Origin of the sequence: Massilia oculi, assembly GCF_003143515.1 — a bacterium.
GTDB lineage: Bacteria > Pseudomonadota > Gammaproteobacteria > Burkholderiales > Burkholderiaceae_D > Telluria > Telluria oculi.
Genome location: NZ_CP029343.1, coordinates 3,434,031 through 3,454,889, shown reverse-complemented (window position 1 = coordinate 3,454,889; position 20,859 = coordinate 3,434,031). Strand labels below are relative to the sequence as shown.

At 62.3% G+C, this 20,859-nt stretch carries 9 protein-coding genes, 1 tRNA gene and 1 pseudogene; 1 reads left to right on the top strand and 10 read right to left on the bottom strand.

Going from position 1 to position 20,859, the window contains the following annotated elements:
* Positions 1 to 579: 579 nt before the first annotated feature.
* Positions 580 to 1,590, bottom strand: a pseudogene (gene xerC, locus DIR46_RS27295) (site-specific tyrosine recombinase XerC).
* A complete protein-coding gene (locus tag DIR46_RS15735; protein ID WP_109346063.1) occupies positions 1,587 to 4,535 on the bottom strand; it encodes a toprim domain-containing protein in 2,949 nt (982 codons plus the stop codon). Before DIR46_RS15735 ends, xerC begins: the two are co-directional and overlap by 4 nt.
* Before the next feature lie 129 nt (positions 4,536 to 4,664).
* Between DIR46_RS15735 and DIR46_RS15730 the strand changes: the two genes are divergently transcribed.
* Positions 4,665 to 5,009, top strand: a complete 345-nt coding sequence (locus DIR46_RS15730; protein WP_109346062.1) for a helix-turn-helix domain-containing protein — start codon at positions 4,665 to 4,667, stop codon at positions 5,007 to 5,009.
* Positions 5,010 to 5,605: 596 nt separating this feature from the next.
* Here the strand turns inward: DIR46_RS15730 and DIR46_RS15725 are convergent.
* The 8 genes from DIR46_RS15725 to DIR46_RS15685 all read right to left on the bottom strand — a co-directional run bounded on the left by DIR46_RS15725 (position 5,606) and on the right by DIR46_RS15685 (position 20,855).
* On the bottom strand, positions 5,606 to 7,885 hold the full coding sequence (locus DIR46_RS15725) for an RHS repeat-associated core domain-containing protein (protein WP_109346061.1): 2,280 nt from the start codon (positions 7,883 to 7,885) through the stop codon (positions 5,606 to 5,608).
* Positions 7,882 to 11,862 (bottom strand): RHS repeat domain-containing protein, encoded by a 3,981-nt coding sequence (locus tag DIR46_RS15720; RefSeq protein WP_162819524.1) that lies wholly within the window; start codon positions 11,860 to 11,862, stop codon positions 7,882 to 7,884. The genes DIR46_RS15725 and DIR46_RS15720 overlap by 4 nt, the downstream gene beginning before the upstream one ends.
* A gap of 695 nt (positions 11,863 to 12,557) precedes the next feature.
* Positions 12,558 to 14,192, bottom strand: a complete 1,635-nt coding sequence (locus tag DIR46_RS15710; RefSeq protein WP_109346058.1) for a DUF4214 domain-containing protein — start codon at positions 14,190 to 14,192, stop codon at positions 12,558 to 12,560.
* 912 nt (positions 14,193 to 15,104) lie between these two features.
* Positions 15,105 to 15,178: transfer RNA gene (locus DIR46_RS15705), tRNA-Gly, on the bottom strand.
* 68 nt (positions 15,179 to 15,246) lie between these two features.
* On the bottom strand, positions 15,247 to 16,242 hold the full coding sequence (locus tag DIR46_RS15700; protein WP_229446271.1) for a TraB/GumN family protein: 996 nt from the start codon (positions 16,240 to 16,242) through the stop codon (positions 15,247 to 15,249).
* 145 nt (positions 16,243 to 16,387) lie between these two features.
* On the bottom strand, positions 16,388 to 17,953 hold the full coding sequence (locus DIR46_RS15695; RefSeq protein WP_109346056.1) for a UdgX family uracil-DNA binding protein: 1,566 nt from the start codon (positions 17,951 to 17,953) through the stop codon (positions 16,388 to 16,390).
* Positions 17,950 to 19,179 carry a putative DNA modification/repair radical SAM protein gene (locus DIR46_RS15690; protein WP_109346055.1) on the bottom strand — a complete coding sequence of 410 codons (1,230 nt, stop codon included), beginning with the start codon at positions 19,177 to 19,179 and terminating at the stop codon, positions 17,950 to 17,952. The genes DIR46_RS15695 and DIR46_RS15690 overlap by 4 nt, the downstream gene beginning before the upstream one ends.
* A 104-nt stretch (positions 19,180 to 19,283) precedes the next feature.
* Positions 19,284 to 20,855: a tetratricopeptide repeat protein gene (locus DIR46_RS15685; protein ID WP_109346054.1), complete on the bottom strand. Its 1,572-nt coding sequence runs from the start codon at positions 20,853 to 20,855 to the stop codon at positions 19,284 to 19,286.
* Positions 20,856 to 20,859 lie beyond the last annotated feature (4 nt).

The following is a 20,859-nucleotide window of genomic DNA, read 5'->3' as shown; positions in this document are numbered from 1 at the left end:
GGCGGATTGTGCGTAAAGAGCGAATTTTTCCCTAGACGCGATTTTGGCTCGCGTACGCGCGTGCGACAAGCTGTTTCTTTGCCTGTTTATTAATGGCCCCACTTGGCCGCTGGAGTTGGGTTTGCGTGGGTTTCAACTGACTGACGGCGGAGCGCGGCGGCAAGCGACGCAGGAGCGCGCCCTGTACACCTGACTGGCTTTACCCCGTATGGTGGACTGCGCGTAGCGCCTGGACAAAACCATGCGCCGGCGGCGCACGCATTGGCCTGGCAGACCCGCAGGGGCGCAAGACATAACGCCTATTCTGTCAACCCGCAGGGCGCGCAGCGATCGGCCCACCGAACGCAGCGCAGCGTAGTGAATGGGACGATTTGACGGAATGCCGCGTTATGTTAAAGCGCGCGGCACGCGCGATTTACCCCGGAGGGGCTGTGCCTTTGCGTGGCTGTTTTCCGACTGACGGCGAAGCGCGGCGGCAAGCGACGCAGGAGCGCGCGCTGTCGGCCTGACTCGATTCAAGCGTGGCCGTTGCCTTCCGCAGCGCGGCTGGCACTACCGCGCAGCGGCTGACCAGGGGTTCTACGCCTGCTCGCCGGCGCGTGGGCCGTGCAGGCGGGCCGGATGGGTCGCCTCATGCACCTGCTTGAGTTTGACGATCGCCACCCGCGTGTAGATTTCCGTCGTGCCCAGGTTGGCGTGCCCGAGCAGCGCCTGGATGAAGCGCACATCGGCGCCGTTCTCCAGCATGTGCGTGGCGCACGCATGCCGGAACAGATGGCACGAACTGTTCAGCGGCCCGGACACCTGCACCCGCTCCAACTGCGCGCCGTCGATCGCCTTCTTGACGATCCCGGAGAGCTGCTTGCCGGTCAGCCGCAGTCCCTGCCTGGAGAGGAACAGCGCGTGCTCGCCGCCGCCCTGGTTGGCCCGCACCTCGTCGCCTTACCTGGCAAGCCAGGCCAGCGCCCGGTCCCCGATCGGCACCATGCGGTCCTTCCTGCCCTTGCCCTGCCGGATCAGTACCGTGCCGCGCTCGGCTTCGACGTCAATCACGTCCAGTGCCACCAGCTCGGCGCGCCGCATGCCGGTGCTGTACAGCGTCTCGAGGATCGCCCGGTCGCGCAATCCCAGTTCGCCGGCGCCGGCCGCATCAATGACCTGCGCGATCTCGGCCACGGTAAGCACGTGGCGCGGCAGGCGCGTCTCCTTCTTCGGCAGGTCCATCTCGCCGGCCGGGTTGAACAGCAGGTGATGCTGGCGCGTCAGCCAGCGGAAGAACACGCGCACCGCCACCAGCCGCGTGCCCTGGCAGTTGAACGACAGCGGCTGGCCGTCGCGCTGCCTGCGGTAGGCGAACACGTGCTGCCGGTAGCGCTCGAGCATGGCCCGCGTCACCTCGTCCGGCCGGCGGATGCCGCGCTCCTCGCACCAGTCGATGAAGTAGCCCAGGTCGATGCGGCGCGTCCTGATCGTGTGCTCGGAGTAGCGCGTCGCCCGCAGCCAGTCGATGAAGCCGACCAGGTGGCCGTGGAAGCCGTCGGCAATCGACGGATCGCCCGCGTGCAGCGGCTTCGCAGTACGCGCCGTCATGCTTCACCCGCCGTTACGGTGACGACTGGCGCGTGGCCGTTCACCCCAGGATGCGTAGCGGCAGCCGTAATCGGTGCATTTTGCGCTGCAACCCTTGCCGCCACTGGCTTACCGGGCAGCAGCACGCCCCGGCCGGGTGCCGACACCGCCCCGACCTCGGCCCGACCGGACGCCGACCGCGACGTTTTCTGCCCCGACCGCGCGCCGTCGTACCCGCCCAGCGCGGCCGCGTCGAGCAGCCCGAACAGGTGCGGCGCCCTGCTGCCGTCGCCGTCATACAGCAGCTCGTAGACATACCCTTGTCCGCGCTCGGCCCGGTGTACCAGCAGGTATTCCAGCTCGGCAAGCCGGCCCAGGTGGATCTTGAGCTGGGTGTCTCCCCAGCCGGTGGCCGCGCGCACGTCCTTGCGGCTGAAGCGGATCTCCTTGCGCGGCAGCTCGAGCGCGGCCGCGCACGCGTCGACCATACCGGCGACGAGCGTGAGCAGGCGCCGCGTCTGCGGTGGCAGCTCGTCCAGGCTGCGGCCCAGCACCTCGTGCGTCAACCGGTTGGCCTGCTCGATGTCGTCAAGGGTCGCTTCGATGTACTCCAGCGCGGCGCCGCCCGGACCATGCGCGTTTTTGACCTCCCGCTGGTACTGGTGCAGCAGCGCGATGGTGTCGATCAGCGTCAGGTATTTTTCGTGGTCGCGCCGCGTGCGCGTTTTATCGGACAGGAAGGTCAACTGGTCGGCATAGGGATTGACCACCGCAAGCGGCCGCAGCAGGCGCTGCGCATTCTGGTGCACGGTCAGTACCGCCTCCTTCCCCTGTTTCGCCAGCAGGCCGGCCAGCGTGCGCCGCTGCCGCTGCAGGCTGTGGATCGCCTCGGTCTGGGCGCGCCCCTCGTCCACCGTCAGCACGATGCAGCGGTTCATCAGCTCTTCGTCGATCTCGATCGCGGTCGTGGCCAGGAAGATCATCACCGGCCCCGTCACGCGATATTCCTGCGTGATCAGGTTGCCGCTGTTGGCGTCCTTGCCGGTCGAGGCGATCGTCAGCTCGCCCTCGGACTGCAGCAGTTTCAGCGCGTAGCTGGCCCGGCTCGCGCCTTCCTCTTCCACGATGGCCAGGATCTTGTGCTGCAAATTGGTCTCGCCCATGTAGAACAGGCTCTGGCCGGTCATCGCGCTGTACTTGATGCGCTCTTCCTGCGGGATCATCGCCAGCACCGCGTCCATCAGGCTCGACTTGCCCGCCGCCGACGAGGACTGCACCACGATCGCCAGCGGCCGGTCGAGCTTGCGGCTGACCGCCGCCAGGTAGCCCACCAGCTTATTCGTGCGCTCGCCCACCAGGCCGCAGGCGTCGAAGTCGGCCACGATCCGGTCGAGCAAACCGGGGCCGCGCAGCATCGCCAGCGCGGCATCACGCTCGGCCGCGCTCATTGCCGGCACGGCCGGCTCTGGCTTCGTCGCGGCCCGGATGCGCTCGTCCTGCAGCGCTTCGAGTTTCAGCAGGATGCGCCCCAGGTCATGCTTGACCACGTCCTCGCGCACGCCCAGCTCCTTGGCCGCCTGCTGCAGGTAGTGGGCGCGGCCCTTGGCGCTGTACAGGTCGAGCGTATCGACGTGGAAGGCTTCGCCGTTTGATGCCAGCAGGTTGATTTTCAGGGTTTCCGGCGACAGGTTCTTCGGCAGGCCGCGCACGCGGTAGCGGCGCTCGGCGAAGGTGAACACCACTTCGTCGTCCTTGACCTCGGCGGCGGTTTCGGTGACGGGGGCGACGGCCGGCGAAGCGGCTAATGAAGACATGGTCGCGGCAGTCAGGCACTCCACCTCCTCGACGTGCGGCCCCGGCGCCTGCGGCGCCGCACCTTTGCCCATCCACGCCGCCTTGCGGATCAGGATGCCCAGGCTCTTCGCGGCCGGCGTCACTTTCAATGCGTACTCGTTGGCGTCCATCCCCTTCGGGAACTCGATGCGGTAGCACTCGATGCCAGCCGCAGTCAGCTGCTCGGCCAGCGCCGCGGCGGCCTTGTCGCCCGCCTCGTCGTGGTCGTAGGCGATCAAGACCCGTTTCACGCCGTGCAGCTGGAACGCGGCCAAATGGTCGGGCGTAAAACCGCCCACGCCGTAGCTGGCCGTCACGTTATGAAAGCCGGCCTGCCAGAACGTGAGCGCATCGATCAGCGCCTCGCACAGGATGATCTCCTCGAACTGCGCCAAAGCCGCCGCGTTCCACACGCCCTTGTGCGCGCCCGGCAGGTACAGGTGCAGCGGCGTGCCGGCACGCAGGTCGTCGCGCAGCTTGCGGCCGTACACCTCGGTCACGTTGCCGTCACTGTCGATCACCGGGATGACGATCGAGCCATTGAAGTGCTCATGGCCCGAGGCGCGCAGGATGCCGATCCGCTGCAGGCGACTCTTGATCTCTGCGCCGGCCTTGACGTTCTTCGCCGGCAACCGGTAGCCCAGCGTGCGGTTCGCGTAGCCGAGCCTGAAAAGCGCGATCAGTTCCGGGTCGCCCAGGCCACGCTTGCCGAGATAGGCCAGCGCCTCGGGCGACTCCAGCAGGGCCTGATGGTAAAACCCGACCACCTGGTTCAGCAGCTCGCCATCGGAGGCGCTTGGCGCCACCGGCGCCGGCAGCTTGACCGGCACGCCCACCCCGGCAGCTAAAGCGGAGTCGGCCCGCAGCAGCTCGACCGCGTGCCGGAACGAGACGCCGTGCGCCCGCATCACCCAGTCGATCGGCCCGCCGCCGGCCTGGCACGCGCCCAGGCAGTGCCACAGGTTTTTCTCCGGCGTGATCACCAGCGAGGGCGTCCGGTCGGCATGGAACGGGCAGCGCCCGATCAGGTTCGCGCCCTTGCCGGCCAGTTCGACGCCGTGCGCTTCGGCCAGCTGCCGCACCGATATGTCTCTCTTTAGCCGCTCGATCTCTTCTGCCGGTATGCGTGCCATGCGTTTTCCCCGAAACCTTGTCAAGACATTTTACGTGTATTATTATAGTACATTACTATGTACTTTGGTCAAGACGGAAAAATTTCAGGGGGTAGCATGGCGGCTGGTTCATTTTCGATGTGGTTATCCATGACACTGCCCGCACGCCTGATCGCCTTGCGCAAGGAGCGTGGCCTGTCGCAACAGGCCATGGCCGACGCGATGGGCATTCACGTCAACAGCCTCAAGAAGTACGAGTCCGGCCAGGCGCAACCGTCGCTGGACGCGCTGCGCAAGATCGCCGTGGCCCTGCATACCAGCACAGATTTCTTGCTGTTCGATGAACACGAGCGTGGACCGTCGGATGACCTGCGCCTGCAGTTCGAAGCGGTGTCGCAATTCCCCGAGGAAGAGCGCAAGATCGTCAAGGCGCTACTCGAGGGGATGATCATCAAGTTCCAGACCAAGCAGATGGTGGGTAACTTGAGCAGCTAAAGCGAACCGCTTTTTAGCGGCTAAAAGAAAAAACCACTCGCATCCGGGACACCGGAGGGGTGGCTTTTTTTGTTTAAAAAGAAGAGGAATTTCTACTCCTACGGTAGGGGTCTCGGGGCATGCCCTGAGGTCAAGAAAAGCTGCGCGGCGTGAAGGGGGCCGCAGGCCACCGAATGCCGGGCAGCGGTGTATCCACGCGCTTGCGTGTAGATACATTTCTCATCCTGTCCTCGATGTAGCTACCCTTAATCGTGGGCGTTGCAGTGGGCGTTGCCGTGTACGTTGCAATGGGCATTGCAGTGGACGAGTCACGGCACCGCTCGATCGACTTCGCGCTCACCCTGTGAAAAGCTTATCGATCAGAGACTCTAAAATTCGCCCTCTCACAGTTGGTTCATATCTTTCGTCTAGGCCGCTGACCTCGAACTCGTCTTGCAGCAAATTTCTATACTCGTCCGCAGTCTCATCAGTTATCTCAAGAACAGGTTGATTTCCGGACAAAGCTGGACAAGGCCCGGAATCAGCTTCGGCTAAAACTTCCTTGAGGACTTGCCACTCGTCTGGTGTCAATTTAATCAACATTTTTGAACCTCCACTTATTGCTCGGCTGCCTTAATTAGTTTTTCAGCAGTTTTTGTTGACGTGGGGTTGACCGACACGATCTTACCGGTCTCGGGATTTACTGCGGTCGTGGCATCCTTTCCAATAAATCGCTGGGACGCTCGCCCCATTTCATCAGTTTTAGTTTCAGTGATCTTCAAGGGATTTTTCAGTGAGTCCAGTATTCCTTTTGGTCCGACTCCGGCTCGCTTACCGCCATCGCCGATCGCTCTATCTACCGCGTGACGAGCAATCGATTTGATTTCCACCCCATTCTTCGCAACTATGGTCGTCGCTTTACCTGCCGCAGCACCCACCACGGCGGCTTCTGCGGGAGCGCCAGCGATTATCGCAGCCGCAATGGGAGGACCGACGGCCATGCCGATTGTCGCAATCACGACAGGGGTGCGGAATGGTTCGTAGACCCCTGAGTTGCCCGAGGCCGCATGGTTACGAAATTGGTCGCTAAATGCCTCGGCTGCTCGCTCTTGCCGACCATCCGGGTCGACGTACTTGTACGGGCTGTTAGCCGCGTACGCATAGCGATTGAAGCTGCCACCTGTATTCGCATCGGTCACCACCGGATCAATGCTCAAGAACTTTCCCGCGACCGGATCATAATATCGCTGCTGCATGTACGTCAGCCCAGTGTCGGCGTCATTCACATGTCCCGTGAACCCGACAATCGGCGCCGCCCCACCCGCCACATAGCCATATGGCTCATACCGCGTCCGGCTGATCACCTGCCCCGCCGCATCCGTGCGCGCTACAGGACTGCCCAGCCCGTCGGTGTGGATATAGGTCACACCGCCACTTGCCGCGGCCGACGTCGTCACCGTCTCGACATGCATGGTCGTCCCGCCCGCACCATTTGCCGTCCACGTGCAGCTGGAAGGATACCCCACCCACGCCGCCAGTGCCGTGTCGGTGCGCGAGCCATTGACGGTGAGCGATTCATTGACCTTGTAGCCGGTGCCTGATGCCGTGCACACGCGTGCGAGCGACGTTGCGTTGCTGGTCGTCCATACGGTCGTGAACGACTGCCCCGCAACCGGCGCCGGATTGCGTGTGACGTTAATCGTCGGCTTTGCGCTTGCACCTGCGGACGTTATCAGCGTCTCGGTGTAGGTCGTGGTTCCGCCGGCACCGCTGGCCGTCCAAGTACATGTGGATGGATAGCCGACCCAGGCTGACTGCGCAAGCTGGGTCCGGCTGCTGTTGACGGGAATGCTCTCATTGACCTTGTAACCGGTCCCAGAGGCGGTGCATACACGACTCAGCGAAGTTGCATTGGTCGCATTCCAGTACGTCGTAAACGGGCTGCCGGCGACCGGCGCGGGGGCGTGCTGGACGCTGATGGTCGGCTTTGTTGCGGCCGCATTCACCGTGATCCGTAGTCCGCTGGTCTGCCCGAAACGCAAGTGATATTCCCACAGCATTCCCCAGTCGAACAGGTAGCTGCCCGCAGTTGCCGGTGCCTTCACCTGGAAATTGAAGGTCGCCGATTGTCCCGGGGCCACGCTGGCCACGCCCAGATCGACACGCGCAGTACCGAAGCTCGTATTGTCGACGGGGTTGCTCGTGCCAATACGGTATAACTCGCTCCGGCTCCACGTGACGTTGCCGGTATTTTTGAAAGTCAGCGCCACGTTGTACATGCTGCCGGCAACCATCGTGGTCGGCACGGTCGAGCCGGTAAACTGGGCGTCATAGACCGGCACCGGTGCAGTGACGGTAATCGTGCGCGACATGAGATTGCCGAACCAATGCAGGTTCTCACGCAGCATCTGCCAATCGAAGCTGTAGGTGCCAGGAACCGTCGGCGCTTTGATGTTCAGGGTAAACGTCACGTTGTCGCCAAACTGATGGCTCCCTGGTACATTGACACGACCGACGCCCCAAACCACGTTGTTCTCGGGTGTCCTCGAGCCTAGACGATAGGGATAAGGCTCTGCCGAGGACCAAACCGTCGAGCCAATATTGCGCATCATGATCGTAACCGTTCTCGTCGAACCGGCCTCGATCGTCGACGGCATGCTGGTATTCATGAACTGCGCGTGGTCGTAAGGCTCCTCTCCTTCGGGCGGTGGCGGTGGCACGAAATCGGTCGTTGGTGGCACCGCATCCGGCGCCAGTCCGGGTTTGGTCTGGCTGGCCGCAGTACCCACCTGTAGCAGCAAGGCAAACAGGAGGGTGAGCAGTACGACCCCGTGTACCGCAGCACCGCAGTGGCGCGCCAGATTCTTGAAAACCGGCAGGAATGGCGCACGCATCATTTCACCTCCGCGATGACGTGATTATTCAGGTAGATGTAGCGGGTCGCGGCATTCGCGCCCGAAGTGGAATACAGCAGTTGTCCCGCCTGGCTGTACACTTGGATCCGGTTCACACCGTCGTTGCCGACCACGCTTACCCGGCGGCCATGACCGTCGTATTCGTAGGTGGCCAGGCCGGTCGCGCTCGACATGCGGTTGCCGATGTCGAACGTATAGCTGCGGTTGCCTCGCCGATTGATGTTGCCTTGCACGTCGTAACCGTAGGCGAAACTGAAGGCGGCATTGCTGCTGCCGAGACTGTCCAGGCGGTTGGTGCTGCGGTTGATCGTATGCACGCCGGTGCGGGCATTGCTGCCAGCGCTGATCGTACTCGAGAGCAAGTTGTCTTGGGAATCGTAGGTATAGCTGGCAGTGCCCCACAAGCCCGGTGCCGACACGATCTTGAGGCGATCCAGCCCGTCGTAGCCCATGGTGCGCGAGGTGATGCCCTCCTGCTGGTCCTGGATGCCGGTGACGTTGGCGTTCTCGTCGTAGGTATAGATGTCGTTCAGGATGCCGGCGTCGGCCGACGAGCGCGGCAAGCCTCGCACGTTCTGCGCCATGCTGCGCACGATACCGTTGCCGTACCTGAAGCCGGCGACCGCGCCGCCCGGATGGTAAGTGATGCCTGTCGCGTAGCTGCCGACCTGCTGCGCCTGACCGAGCGCATTTGGCGCCAGGGTGATGGACAGGCCATCTCCCGGGTATTTCAGTGTCGCAGGCGAACCGTTCGCGTCGTAGCCGCGGTCGATGATGTATGGCGTGCTGCCGTACGTCAGACTCTCGCGTTCGAGAAGGCGCCGCTTGTTATAAGTGTAAGTCCACTTGGCGTTCTTGGACGTGGTCGTGGCAAGCAGGCCGTCCGGCCAGTAGGTCCGGTCGATCGCGGGACTCGCATCGCCGAAGGCCGTCCTTGTCAGGCGGTTGCGCGCGTCATACGTGTAGGTGATCTTGCGGGCGGCACCGACCGTCGTCGGGTTGCACGACAGCGCCGTCGACAAATCGGTACCGGAGCCACGCCACCAGATATTGTTGGCGGCGTCATATTCCTGGATTGTCGCGCCGTTTTCCGGCTCGATGGTCTTGCACAGCCGTTCCTTGCTGTCGTAGACATAGCGGCGTATGACGCTGGCGTCGGCACCGCTGCGGGTAATTGAGGTTGGTTTGCCGAAGACGTCGCGGACGATCGACAGGTTCACCGCCTCGGGCAGCGCGATGCTGGCGATCGCTTCATCGCTCGGTTCGTCGAATGCCTGGTAGCCGAAGGTCGTGCGATTGCGGCGCGGATCGGTGACCGTCGTGGTAAAGCCGCTGTCATATGAGTAGCTCGTGTACAGGTTGCCAAGCTCGCTGGACGCGGTGGTTTCGGTGATCCTGCCCAGTCCATCGTAGGACGCGCTCACGCCGTCGCCGAGCTGGGCGTAGCTGCGTTCAGGATAAGACTCGTAGGTCGTGCGGCCGTTGAAATCGTAGCGGCGCTGGACGATGGTGGTCGTACCCGCGGGGTTGGCGCCATCGTAATGCTCGCTATAAACGGGCCGCAGCAGCTCGTCATAGTACTCGACGCGGTAGCCGTTGCCCGTCGTGACCTGCTGGCGCCAGTGGCCGGCCGGAAGGTCGAACTTCGGAGCCGAGGAGCGCGCGACGTCGATCACGGTCGGCGTCCAGGCCACCGTATCGCTGGCGGGATAGGTCACCCTGGCCAGCCTGCCCATCGCGTCATAGCCGAAGCCGGTCGTGAATCCGTTCTCGTCGGTCAGGCTGTCGATGCGGCCGATATTGTTGACGCTCACGCTCTGGGTCTCGCCGGTCGCGTAGCGGATGGATTGCGGGATGCCACGCTTGTAGTTCGAATACGTGGTTACCTGGTTCTTGCCATCACTGATCGAACTGACCGTGCCGTCGGTGTTGTACAGCATCGAGCTCTGCAGGCTACCGAACTGCGTGACGCTGGTAAGCGTTGCATTGGTGGCGTGGTAGGCATTCGACACCATGACCTTGCCTGAATCCGGATCCCGACGCTCCTTGAGCTGCCCGAGGACCCACTTGCCGACGTTGTCGTCGTACGTAATTGTCTCGCGGCGCTGGAATCCCAGAGAACTCGAACGGCTGATCTGGGCCGGCCGGGCAAAGGTATCGAAGGCAGCCACATCCATGACGAAGGTCGTTCCCTGCTGGGTAACCTGGCGCCGGTTGACTTCGGTGATCTTCGCCGCCATTTCGCCATCGCCACGCGGCTGCAGGCTGTGCCCGAACTGCGCGATCGGCGTCGTATAGCTCAAATCGGTAGAGCGCAGCGGCATGCCGCTGCTGCTCGACACCTCTGTCCTTTGCAGTTGTCCCTCAGTTTCGCGCCATGCCGTGCCGAAGGTATGGGCAGTCGTGTCGCCCGCCGGGTCGGTCACGATGACCGTCTTGGTGCGCACGCAGCCCGGACAATCATTCCAACTTGGCTCAGGGGCAGGATAGCTCGTCGACCAGACCAGGGAGCCAATCGACGAACCGCTCAGTTCCTTCCTCGTCAGTGCATAGGTATCGAACAGATACGGATACCTGACATGCTCGGCGTTGGTTTGGATATCGCGACGGCAGTCACGCTCGACCTGCGAGCGTGCGTGCCGGGTCTGTACCAGGGTGAAGCGCCCGACCGCCCCGGACGGATGCGTCATGGTTCCCGTTTCGGCAATCGGGGATAGCATGCCGGGGTTGTCGCACGAACCCTCGCCAGGATACGAAATGGCCTTTTGCAGGCTGGCGATCGGCCCCAGCGACCAGCTCGATTGATCGGGCAGGGTGACACTTTGCAACTGGGCGTAAGAGGTCGAGTTACTGTAGCCGTAGCGCCAGGTCCGGGTACCGTCCGAGACGCTGGCGACCAGGTTCGAGGCGGTCGCCCCTGGCGTGACATAGGTGAACGTGATCGTGCGTGCACTGCCGGAAGCATCGTTTCCAGTGATGGTTTTCAGCTGCCACTTGTTGGTCGTATCATAGGTATAGGTCACCGTGTTGCCGAACTTGTCGGTGATCTTCGTCGGCAGGATCCAAACCTCGCTGCGATCGAGTTGCGGCATGGACGGGATCATGTTCGGTTGCTCCGGTTCATCCTCGACCGGTGCCCCGCCAAGCTCATGAGCCCCTGCCGCGACAGCAGGGTCTCCCCTACCGTCGTCGCCGGTGATTGCACGGGCTGCCAGCATCTCCGGTGCAAGCGTTCCTTTGACGATCGGCTCGATTCGGCGGCTGACCATCCAGTCGAACCGATACTGAGTCCCATCGGGGGCGATGGCGAGGAATCCCTCGCCCGTACCTCCACTGCCGGCAGCCAGCGTGGACAGGCACTGGATTGCCCAGTTGTTCCGGGTGACCACGGGATGGCTAGCGGCCGCATTGCCTGGCGCCGCCGTGTAAAGGTGGCTGCGTTCGAGCATCTCCTGATCGCCCTGGCCCGGCACATACAAGAAATTGCCATGCCAGAACTCGACCGCGGTCCAGATAGCACCACTGTTCGGCGTGACGACCGATTGCGGTTCGCTGAAGCTGGAGCAGCGATTGGTGCCGCCGCTACTGTTGACCCACCCCTTGCGTGACTCGAAGACGCCATGCATGCGCGGTATCTCAATATCCCAGCGCCCAAAGAGGGCGCCGTCGACTGGCTCCTGCCCGACAATCAGACGGCGGCCGACCGATACCGGCAAGCTGCTATTCCCGGGCAGCGATACGTCGGTCTGGACGAACTCAAGCGCGCCAGTGTAAAGGTTCACCTTGTCGCCAAACAGATCAGCACCTAGCGTGGTTACCGCCTGCGGAGCACGGATTAGCTTGGCCTGTTCGGTGTAGGGAGTCTGTTGCGCGAGTGCGGATTGCGACAGCAGGAGAAAGGAAACCGGGATAAAGACGATCGCAAATCCCGTCACACGTAAGTTGGACCACTGGCGCACTGCAGACTCCTCGAGTTGCACAACATGGGTGAAGATTTAACCCATCCATAATGGCACCTGTGAGGCTCCAGAATTCTCATCGAATGTAACTCTCGTCACCTTTTCCATAATTTACCGATACTCCCAACGGCTTCTTGGAAATGCACGCGATTATTAAGGCCCGGTGACTACCCCATCACGATAGTCGACCCTGGCTATCACACCCGTCATAACTTATGGCGACAACGCACTTGTTAGAGCGTGACAATGACACCAGCAGTCCGATCGCCACGTCGATGCAGCACCCGCCTCATACAGAAATATCGCCGCCAGCCATGATTCCATGCCCCATTCGCAAACAGTCGCCGCGGCGGTAGCCATCGGACTGAGGTCAATTTTTGTGGCCACCTGCTCGCCTTACCATGTCAAGCAGCTACTTAAGAACCATAAGTAAGCCTGTACATTGGCATTCAATCGAAGCACTCAGCGACTAAAAAGCTCCAACGTGCGGACGCGTAGACGTTATGGGTGAAGGTGAAGGACGCCTTCGGCGGGATCGTATCGAGGCAGATGCTTGAGGACGCGCGCGTTGAACGGAATCGGCGGCGTCGGCAATGGTCAGACGACGAAATGCTCGACAAACTCCACCAGATATTTGTCGAGCATGGCAAAGTAACCCCCGACTTCATTCAAACAGTGAGGGGTGCTGAGTTACATCAGAAATTGCAAGCTAGATTACCGGGTGTCGTCGGCGCCACGACGCCGTGAGACGTGTTTCCGGTGATCGTGACTCCGCTGATATTGTCTGTTACGACTGCTGCCCTAGACGGGCACCTGGCATATGGGTCTAACGTCTGAGATACAGTATAGGATGAGTAGCTTAAGGCATTTCCGCTAACCAAAGTGTTGATGGCGTAGCCGACACCAATGCCGACTTGCATGGTTGTAGAGATACCTGCATTGCTATTATTAGAAAATTCTCCACCACTGATATAAGACGTCAGATTATTCCAAGGGCGGCGACCCGCCGATATCCCCAGCTCGAAACGTGTTCCTTCCGCTGCAAAAAAAGTATTTCCAGAGAACGAGGAGCCGGTGAAGTCGCGCACAATCGGCGTTGATCCTGCGTAGAAATAAGGCTCGTACATAAGGGCAGCAAATGCTGGAATGCCCGTAGAGATAATCAGGTTTCCCGTGACCTTACTTGCTTGAACAGTTTGCAGGCCGGCAGTGTAAAACAAGATTATTGACACGTCGCTGGCATCTATGATGGTGTTATTCTCAATTGAAGTCTTCGCACATTTTGACGTAATGCCATCACTGTAAGGATACGGCGTTGTTGCATTGCCATAATGCGTGTTCGTATATCCAGTCAACAGATTGCCACTCACACTTATATTGTTACAGGTGATGCCTGTGGGCTCTGATCCGTCGATTCCAATATTTGTTCCACCAATAGGTGTGTCGAAGCGGCTATTGCTCACTCTCGCGTTATTTCCACTCGTAATAAGAACGCTGGCCGCGGGCTGTACATAGTTGATAGTCGTACCATTTACAACGTGATCACGGTGTCCGGAAACCCAAATTCGGTCCATTACCGCGCCTGGCTGTGTATTTGTTGAGCCTTGCATAACGATAGTTGAGTCAGAAAAATTTGCACTTCTTACAATTCTTGCCATTTTGGCATATTGACCTCGAACGATGTTACCCGCAGTAGTAAGCGTGACTCCAGCAGGAATAACGATTCTCTGGTTCGCATAAACGACTGTGCCTTGAGGCAAGCTCACTACTTTATTCGAACTATTGCTAGCGGCATTGATCAGGTTTTGCAGGGCCGCAGACGTCATAGGCGCAGTGCCGGAGTCGAGTGGCATTGCTGGGTGCTGACCCCAAGTGTATGGAGTGTTCTGTCCTACAGGGATCGATGAACAAATTTTAGTGTTACGAAGGTTCACGAACTCGCTGCTGCTGACGAAGTCGCTGATTATCGCGGTGATGCGGACACCTGTATCAAGTAAGTTTGCATAGTACTGAATCGATCCGCTATCAGGCTCACGGCTTAATATTCCACGATACAAAGTCAAAACTTTTTCTTTATTAGTATAGCCGAGGGCATTATACTCTGCAGAAGTGTAAATATTGTTAGCCAGATCGGAAAAATTCAATGTTGCGCAATTCGATGGTGTCGTAAGAAAATACGGATTTGCTTTCCATGCTGCAGTATCGGGGGCACGACCTAATCCCTCAGTGTATAAGCGAGAAAGGAACTGTGCAGTAGTAGCCTGTGCTGGTAGGGCGAAGGTACTCATCGTGGCGAGCAACAAGAAAGTTTTGAATCGTGGTATAAACATCAATCATTCCTTTTCAGTGGATTAAGAACATCATGAATATAATGGGAATTTGCATTGACCGCTTTACGAGGCAATTCCACTAACACGATAACAAATAGCGCTGTTTGGATACTCACCAAAAATAACGTGCAGTAAGATCTGGCCTGACTTTAAGGATGCGCCACTTTAATCATCGGTCCACGTCGCGTCAATCCGAACTGTCACAAAGACCACTTCGATTCCTGCTGAGCCTCCACGAAGCAAACCACGTTCTCCGACGCCAGATTCGGGCACAAGAAAAGCAAACCCGCTGCGACCGGTTCCAGGCCGATATCAAGGCCGTGACGCTGTGGCTGGCACTGGTGGCGTCACCCGAAGGGCGAAGGATGCGGCCGGCCAGCGACCAGTTTGGAGCGGATGCCACGCATACATATCGCGCAGCAATGTTTCGGCCTGTGTGACAAAGGTATCGAGACGTGCTCTACAACAACCAGGCCATCCGCGGGTGCGTCAGCGTCAACATGAGGAACGAGCCGGCGCTGGACGTTCGTGACGACCGCCGGTAACGTGTCGATGTGATGCAAAACCACACGCTTCGGCATGGCGACGAAACTATGGCGTTCGGCGATGCTTGCGACCTGCCTTCGCAATGCGAGTACTTCTTTACTGCACGATGGCATGGAGATACGGCTCGCCACCGGCGCCTTCGCGGCGCGATCGGCGCTACCCATGGCGAGTCTAGCGGCAACGCCAGGCACTGTCGCTAACGTGTTGCTGGCGCGGGCGACGGGAAAGTGACGCCTGCCAGATACAAATTTGGTCAGTAAAACGGTTCGGGGCAGGAAAAGCACGGTGAGTACATTTGCTCACGTCTTCGACAGCAGGCAATACCACAATCGTGCTGACTTGCGTCCATATCAACTTCCAGTTGATTGGAGCGGGTGAAGGGGATCGAACCCTCGTCGTAGGCTTGGGAAGCCTCTGCTCTACCATTGAGCTACACCCGCGTCGCCAGCATTCTACGCGTGTTCGGGACGGTTTGACAATTTTCCGCCCCTCCCCCGCCTGCCCCGGATCAATCCGGCTGCTCGACCGCATACCCCTTCGCCGCCAGCGCCGCGATCACCCCTTGCGGATCGAAGATATCCTCGATCTTCAGCACGGCGAAGGTCGAGGCATTGGCCGCCAGCGCCTTCTCCGCCGAGGCGACCCACATCGCCTGCGCACGCGCTTTCATGTTCTTGAATTCGGGCTCGGCATCGAATGCCGCGCTGTTCATCAGTGCGCCGAAACAGGCCTCTTCGCGCGTGGCGAAGTCCAGCTTGCGCATCTCATCCATGTCGCCCTTGGCCCAGGCATTGGCGCGCCGGCTGGCGGCCTCGATGTCCTGCTCCAGCGTGGCCATCGTCCGCGCCAGGCAGGCGGCGTCGCCCAGGGTCGACTTCTTGAAGTTCTTCAGCACAGTGCGCGCATTGTCCATCGGTAGCTGGAAGGTCGACGCGGTCTCTTTCAGCTTCGCCTTCTTGACCAGATCCAGCAGCGGCTTGCGCACCGCGTAGCTGTCGATCAGGCCCGCCTGCTTGCGCGCGGCATTCGACAACACTTCCGCCGCGAAGATCGGGCGCTCGCGCTCGACGTCGTCGTTCTCGGGCAGGTATTTCGCCTTGAGCGTGGTCCAGCGCGCGTAGTCTTCAGCCGGCATCACGTCGCGCAAGGTGGCGCCATCCGGATTCTTGCGCACCCCGATCATGCTCGGCAACAGCGTGATCGACTTGAAGAAGCCTGCCTTGGCAGAGGCGCTTGGCGCCGACAGGTATTCCTGCGAATTCATGATGACGTTCTCGACTTCCTGCGAGCGCCACTGCATGTCCTTCGGTACCGGCCCGTACATGCCGAACACCCACAAGACATGCTCCCCCTTCCTTACCTTCCACATGCCCGGTCCCGGACGCTGGGCCACGACGTGGATCTGCTCCGGCGCCGGTTCGGCGGCGGTCTCGAACGCACCAACAGCGGCCTGCGCCGGGACAGCCACATCTTCCGATTGCGCCCAGGCGGGAGCGGTCAGCATGCATATGCAGAAAGCGGGTACGGCGAGCTTGTTCATGAAATGATCCGGTGATGGGAATCGCCAGATCTTACGCCAATGGCATCGCTGGCGAACCCGCTGTGACACGGCTGTTTCAATTACATGAGCAACGCATATCGCGCATATGTCAGCCTTCCGGCGGCTCCGGCACGTCGGGCCGGTCCAATAATTCCTGCGCCAGCTTCAAGCCCTCGACCATCACCGAAAACGCCTCCTGCTTGGACGCTTCGTCGGGCACGCGCAGCACGTACGACGGGTGGTAGATCGTCACCACCCAGCTGTCGCCATGGCGCACCGGCCGCCCCAGCTTGTCCTTGAGCGTCGCGCTGCCGGTCTGCAGCACCGACTTGAGCGCGGTCGCGCCCATCGCCACGATGACCTTGGGTTTACGGGTGGCGATCTCCTTCTCGAGCCAGTAGTGGCAGGCCTCGATCTCCTTCTGCGCCGGCGTCTTGTGCAGGCGCCGCTTGCCGCGCGGCTCCCATTTGAAATGCTTGACGGCGTTGGTGATGTAGACGCCCTTGCGCTCCACGCCGGCCTGTTCGAACACGCGGTCGAGCAGCTTGCCGGCCGGGCCGACGAAGGGCTGGCCGGCCAGGTCTTCCTGGTCGCCCGGCTGTTCGCCGACGAGCATGATTCTTGAATGTTCTGGTCCTTCGCCGCCCACCGCCTGGGTCGCGTGTTCCCACAGGTCGCAACGCCGGCACTCGTCCAGCTTCGACGGCTGCTGGCGCTCGGGCTGCGCCTGCTCGGCCTCGATCGAGATCGTGCGGCCGCTGCGCCTTCCTACGGCCTCGACCTGGCCGATGCGGCGCGCGCCAAGGCCGGCCTGGCTCACCAGCGACGGCACCAGCGCGCCTTCCGGCAGATTCTTCCAGAAGCGTGACGGGATGTGGCTGTTCATCACCTGCGTGTTCAGGCGCGCCGGGTTGAAGATGCTGCGGTAATAGGTCAGCCACAAGGCCTCGCCGGCGTCGTCGAGATCGGCCGCGCTCGACATCAGGGGACCGGTGTGGTGCAGGATGGCGCCGTCCCACAGCACGCTGGCGTCGGGCGTGGCGATCATCCAGCTCACCTTGCCCATGCGCGCCACAAAATGCTCGGCGACTTGCGGCAGGACGTCATGGGCGGGTTCGAACCAGGCCACGAAATGGGGCGCGCCGGCCTCGATCGGCCGTTCGCGGAATCGGATATAGGCGTGCATATCGTGTACCTCGCGCCGCACCGCCTTGACCATCGCGTGCAGCCGCTGCCCGTCCGGATCGGCGGGCGATTGCACGTCGTGCTCGCCCTGCTGCCAGCGCCAGATCACCCGGTACAGGAAGGCCCAGCGGTCATGGTCGCGGTAGCAGGCGGCGGTCTGCAACATCTCCATCAGGGAGCGGGGAACTTGTGGCCTCGGCGGCCTTGGCGTCGCTGCATTGGAAGGCTCCGGTTCGCCCGCTTGCGGTTCTGCCGGAGTCGCCAGGAGGTCGCCTCCATGATGCGCAGCGGCTTGGGATGCCGGCGCACCCGAGAACAGGTCGGCGCCCGGCGCACCCCAGGTCACCGCCTCGGGCGGCACGCCGGCGCGCAGCAGTTCGCGCGCCACCGCGCGCCATGCGGTGAAGCCGTCCACCAGCAGCGGCCGGCCCGCGCGCACGTTCTCCACCGCGGTCGCGGCGAGGGCGGCGGCGCCGGCACTCGCGTTCATGCCGCCTGCAATTCGGGCCACAGGTTCATCTGCTGCGGCGCATCGGCCATGTGCTTGCGCAGCAGGTCGGAACTGGTCGCGCCCTGCGCCGGCTTGTAGTCGGCGGTGACGACGAAGGGCGCCAGCTTCTTGAGGCTGCAGCGCAGGCGCGACAGATCTTCCCAGCGGATGCGACGCAGGCGGCGCAACTCGACGATGCGCTTGGCGTTGCGCAGGCCAATGCCGGGAATCCGCGGGATCAGGGAAGCGTCGACGCGGTTCAGGTCCATCGGGAAGTGCTCGCGATTGCTCAAGGCCCAGGCCAGCTTGGGATCGACGTCCAGCGCCAGGTTGCCCGTCTGCGGCATCAGTTCGCCGGCCGTGAAGCCGTAGCCGCGCAACAGAAAGTCCGCCTGGTACAGGCGGTGCTCGCGCAGCAGCGGCGGCGGCGCCAGCGGCACGCTGCCGGGGCTCTGCGGGATCGGGCTGAAGGCCGAGTAGTACACGCGCTTGAGCTTGTAGCTGCCGTACAGCGTCTCGGCCGTGTTCAGGATGGTGTGGTCGTCGCTGGCGTCGGCGCCGACGATCATCTGCGTGCTCTGGCCGGCCGGCGCGAAGGCCGGCGCCTTCGGCTCTTCGGCCTTCTCGTCCAGCTTGCGGCGAATGGAACCCATCGCCAGCTTGATCGTGTGGACGCTTTTTTCGGGCGCGAGGCGGGTCACGCTGTCGTGGGTCGGCAGCTCGATGTTCACCGACAGGCGGTCGGCCCAGCGGCCGGCTTCCTGGATCAGCAGTGGATCGGCGTCGGGGATGGTCTTGAGGTGGATGTAGCCGCGGAACTGGTGCACCTCGCGCAGCTGGCGCGCGACTGCCACCAGTTGCTCCATCGTGTAGTCGGCCGACTGGATGATGCCCGAGCTGAGGAACAGGCCGTCGATATAGTTGCGCAGGTAAAAATCCTGGGTCAGCTTGACGACTTCGTCGACCGCGAAGCGCGCCCGCGGCACGTTCGAGGTGCGCCGGTTGATGCAGTACTGGCAGTCGTAGATGCAGAAATTGGTGAGCAGGATCTTGAGCAGCGAGACGCAGCGGCCGTCCGGCGTGTAGCTGTGACAGATGCCCATGCCGGTGGTGGCGCCCAGGCCGTCCTTGCCCTCGGAGCCGCGCTTGGGCGCACCGCTGCTGGCGCAGGATGCGTCGTACTTGGCCGCGTCGGCCAGGATTTCGAGCTTGTCGTTGAGTTCCATCGCGCGCGCTTGACTGTATGGACATACAGTATAACGCGGCGTGCTTGCATACACGGTGCGCTGGCCCAGCCATGCATGCCTGCCGGCGGTTCAAATGCGGTGCGTTAAACGGATATCAAGCGCTCTGCCTGGGACAACTGTTGCGCTTCCATTTGGCCCGCGATCTTGCCCAGGTAGGCAGAAGCCGGAGCCACGCCGGCAGCGCCAGCCCGGTGCAGCCAGGCGTAGGCCTCGACCAGGTCGCGCTGGGCGCCCTGCCCCGCCGCATACATCACCCCCAGGTTGAACTGGGCCCGCGCATGGCCCTGGCGCGCGGCGCACAGGTACCAGAAATGGGCCGCCTCGTAGTCGCGCTCCACGCCCTTGCCGCAGTCGTAGCGCAGCCCCAGCTCGAACTGCGCCAGCGCGTGCCTGTGGTCGGCCGCCTTGTGGAACCAGTCGGTCGCCTCGACCGGGTCGCCGGTCTCCAGGCGGTCGAGCAGCGCGCCGACCATGTACTGGGCCGGTGCGTAATCCTGGCCGGCCGCGCGCCGGTACCAGGCCAGGGCCTGCGCGCTGTCCTGGTCGACGCCGCTGCCGCTCTCGTAGCGCAGGCCCAGGTCGAACTGGGCGCGCAGGTGCCCCTGCTCGGCCGCCTGGCGATACCACCCGGTCGCCTGGGCCGGATCCTGCTCGACCCCGTTGCCGGCATCGAGGAGCTGTCCCAGCTGGTACTGGGCCGCCGGCAGGCCCTGCTCGGCCGCGCGCCGGTACCAGGCGGCCGCCTGCGCCGCATCGACCGCCACGCCCTGTCCGTGTTCATAGCGCATGCCAAGGCTGTTCTGGGCCCCGGCATGGCCCTGGTTTCCGGCGCGCCGGTACCACGCCAGGGCCAGCGCTTCGTCGCGCGGGACGCCGTGACCGGTGTCGTAAATGAGCGCCAGATTGAACTGCGAGCTGGCATGCCCCTGTTCGCCGGCGCGTCCATACCACAGGATCGCCTGCCGGCTGTCCTGCTCGACGTCCTGCCCCTTGTCGTAGCGCAGGCCGAGGTTGAACTGGGCGGGCGCATGGCCCTGCTCGGCCGCCTTGCGCATCCAGGCCAGCGCTTCGCGCGGGTCGCGCGCCACGCCCTGGCCGGCGTCGTAGCGCAGGCCCAGGTTGTACTGCGAGCGCGCATAGCCCTGCTCGGCGGCGCGCCGGTACCAGTGCAGCGCCGCTTCCTGGTCCTGGGCTACGCCCTTGCCGGTCTCGAACATCATGCCCAGGTTGTGCTGCGCGCCCGGCTCTCCCTGATCCGCCGCCTGGCTGAACCAGTGCAGCGCCCGGCCCACGTCGCTGGCCACGCCGAGGCCCTTCGCATACAGCCAGCCCAGGTTGTACTGGGCCGGCGCGTAACCCTGGTCGGCCGCGCGCCCGTACCAGTGGGCCGCCTGGGCGAAATCCTGCTCCACGCCCTGGCCCTTCTGGAACATCACGCCGAGGTTGTACTGGGCCTGCGCCAGGCCGCTTGTCGCGGCCATCCGGTACCAGACCACCGCCAGCTCGTCGTTCCTGGGCACGCCCTGGCCGTTGACGTACATGAAGCCCAGGCTGTGCTGGGCCTGGACCATGCCGCGCTCGGCCTGCGCTTTTACGCGCAAGAACTGAGCGCTATACGTCGGCGTCTCACCGGACACGAGTGACGTGTCGAGCATGATC